The 2,957-nt window shown below is 61.4% G+C and carries 2 protein-coding genes and 1 pseudogene; 2 read left to right on the top strand and 1 reads right to left on the bottom strand.

What is annotated here, in order from left to right; all coding sequences use genetic code 11:
• Positions 1-1,562 (bottom strand): glycosyltransferase family 2 protein (locus tag AC1D34_RS36125; protein ID WP_476826854.1); only part of this gene is annotated, 1,562 nt, incomplete at its 3' end.
• A 201-nt stretch (positions 1,563-1,763) separates the two neighbouring features.
• Here AC1D34_RS36125 and AC1D34_RS36120 point away from each other — a divergent pair.
• Together AC1D34_RS36120 and AC1D34_RS36115 are read left to right on the top strand one after the other, a co-directional pair.
• Positions 1,764-2,738 carry an NAD-dependent epimerase/dehydratase family protein gene (locus AC1D34_RS36120; RefSeq protein ID WP_441506788.1) on the top strand — a complete coding sequence of 325 codons (975 nt, stop codon included), beginning with the start codon at positions 1,764-1,766 and terminating at the stop codon, positions 2,736-2,738.
• Positions 2,739-2,771: 33 nt separating this feature from the next.
• Positions 2,772-2,957: pseudogene (locus tag AC1D34_RS36115) on the top strand (transposase); the annotation flags it as partial.

Raw genomic sequence — 2,957 nt, 5'->3', positions numbered from 1 at the left:
CTCTCGGGCTGCCCCGAGGCGAGCACCAGGGCAGCAAGGGGCCTGGCATCGGACGATCCGCCGGGGAAGGCCGACGAGAGATTGAAGAGTTCCGGGTACAGATCGCGCGGCAGCGCCGCCTGGAGCCGGTACGTGTTCGGCATCGCCGACTTCCAATCGGCAGGGTTGGCCCCGTCTCCGGCAGTGGCGATATCCCGGCACAGCCGCGTAAAGGCCTCATCGATTGGCGCGAGATCGGCCGGCGCTTCCCTCACGGCCAGATCGAGTTCGATAGCATGCTGACGCTTGCCCGGCTGTCGGGGCAGGGCATGCAGATCGAGCGCGCGCAGCGATGCGTGCTCGACGAGAAAGGATGCCTCGACGGCCAGGATATGCGTCCGATCAGATGTCAGCCGGAACCTGTCCGTCTGCTCCTGGACAATCGTCCCCTCGCTCCAGGCCAGAAGACGATCATCGTGCAATCGATCCCGCATTGAGCACGTAACGACGGTCGATCGGGCAAGCCCGCGCTCGAGCGTCCACAAGACGCCAGCCAGCAGCGATTGCGCGGCAAGCGTTTCGCATAATGAGCTGTTCATGACGACAAGCTGCCCGGGGCAGTGACCGTAAGCAGGGCGCAGCCGGGCGCGCAGCAGACGGATGACATAGTCACTGACCGTCAGGGTCGTGACGTCGTTTTCACCGGTGAAGCACCGAACCAGCCCTGTATCGGGGTGATAGATCGCATAACGCGACCGAGCCTCGGTCTCAAATGCCAGGACGTTGCGAATACCGAACAGGAGCGGATGGCGGTTGCGGATATAGCGGAGGATCGGGGTGAAATCCCGTTCTGCCGCCACCAGCATGCTTTCTCCCCGGCGGCGGTAAGCAAAACCCGCATCGGCCACGTGGACCCCGCGAAAGCCGCGCTCGAGGCCATGCAGCCAGAATTCCCAATCCTCGACGCCCTGGCGCATCTCGGTGTCAAAACGGATCGGGGCGTCGAGCATGCGCCGTGAGACCATGCTGCCTGCCTCGCAGAAATTGCGGAACAGATGCTCCAGCGGCGAATAGGGTCCCGAGGTATCGGCGAATTCGGCGAAGCCGAACTTGTCGACATCCGGATAGGCCCAGCCGATGCTCGCATCGGCCTTGCGCAAGGCGGTCAGAAGCCGCTGCAGGAGATGGGGGCCGATGCGGTTGTCGCAGTCGAGCAGGTAGACGGCCTCCAGATCCGGGAAGGCCGCCAGAGCGAAGTCAATTCCAGTGTTGCGTGCGGCGCTCAAACCTCCATTGCGCTTGTGCAAATAGAAGATCCGCCCCGGGTAGGTCGCAGCAAATGTCTGGCAGACCTCGTCTGTTTCAGGGTGAGGACATCCGTCATTCACAATGACAATGGCGAAATTGAAATCAGTGACCTGTGCCAACGCCGTATTCAGCGCCTCGGCTGTCAGCGAGGGTTGGCCATAAGCTGGGACAATGACGGCGACTTTGACATCGGCCCCATCGCTGGACGGATCGTGCAACCGGTCGCCTGCAGGCGGGAAGAGCCATGGTTCACCCGGCACGTTGCCCATATTCATGCCATATTAATCYTGAGATTTGTCATGGAGATTAGATTGTTCTGTTCGATAATCCCGATAAATGAGGTTTTATGACGCCATGGCATGGGATTGTTGCTTATTTATATCGGATAAATTCATTCGCAAATTCGAAATAAAACCACATCGATTTCGATTTGCTTRATTGACTACGTTTTTTCTATCCTGACCCAACGAGTAGACATGCCAATTGCCACTGTTGATGTTCCGAGGCTCGATGGCACCCGTTGCCTGATCATGGGTGGCGGCGGATTTCTCGGTATCAACCTGGCCAACGCTCTGGCCCGTCAAGGCGCGGTCGTCCGGGCCTTCGGGCGCGCGCCGGCCGATCGGCGGGCGCTGGACGAGCGGGTCCATTGGAGCAGCGGATATTTCGAGGATCAAGCGGCCATCACCGAAGCCGCGCGGGGGCAGGAGATCGTGTTCCATCTCCTGAGCAGTTCGGTGCCGGGAAGCCCCGGGCAAAAGCCTGTTTCCGATCTCGAGACGAATGTGCTGGGCACGTTGCGCTTCCTGGATATCTGCAACGATGCCGCCGTCAGAAGGGTCGTCTTCGCCTCGTCTGGCGGTACCGTCTATGGCCCGGCCGACAGGCATCCGATCGCGGAAACCGCGCCGACCCATCCGATATCGGCCTATGGTGTCGGCAAGCTTGCGATCGAGAAATACCTCGCCCTGTATCACCACCTTTACGGGCTCGAATATCTCGCCTTGCGCATCGCCAACGCCTATGGCCCGCTGCAATCGGCTCTGAAGCGCCAAGGCGTCGTCGCCGCGATGCTCAGTCACGCGCTCGCCGGCAAGCCGCTCGAAATCTGGGGCACGGGCGAGATCGTGCGCGATTTCATTCATATCGACGACGTCGTCTCGGCCTTTCTCTGGGCCGCGACCTATGACGGGCCTCACCGCGTCATGAATGTTGGATCGGGGGCAGGGCTCAGCATCAATCAGGTGGCGAGCGATATCGAGGCCATCACCGGCACTGCCGGCCGGTCCAGGATCTATCGCGCCGGCCGAGCCGCGGACGTGCCCGTCAACATCCTCGAAATCTCGCTGATCACCCGGGAAACGCCTTGGAGACCCAGACGCGCCTGGCTTGATGGCCTGCGCAGCACTGCTGAATGGCTGGCGGCGAAAAAGCACGCGCCGCTGATGTGATCCGACGCATGATTTCGGGGGCGCCAGGGCAATCTCCGCACGCTTCTGCGTCCGTTCTACAGCGAGACGGGGCGGCCTTCGATCGATCGGGAGCTGATGATCCGGACGCTGCTCATCGGCCGACAGAGCGCGTTGTTCGAGACGACGATCCGGCGTTGCATCGCGGACGGGCTCGCCGGCGCAGCCGGCGGTCGTAGACGGACAGTCATCAGATTGGGA

The sequence above is a fragment of the Allobosea sp. P1_A7 genome (genome assembly GCF_056406775.1).
This window is presented reverse-complemented; position numbering and strand designations above follow the sequence as displayed.

What these genes read in the sequence shown, in the direction of transcription:
- AC1D34_RS36120 (WP_441506788.1), top strand. Translation starts at nt 1,764, where the DNA reads ATGCCAATTGCCACTGTTGATGTTCCGAGGCTCGATGGCACCCGTTGC.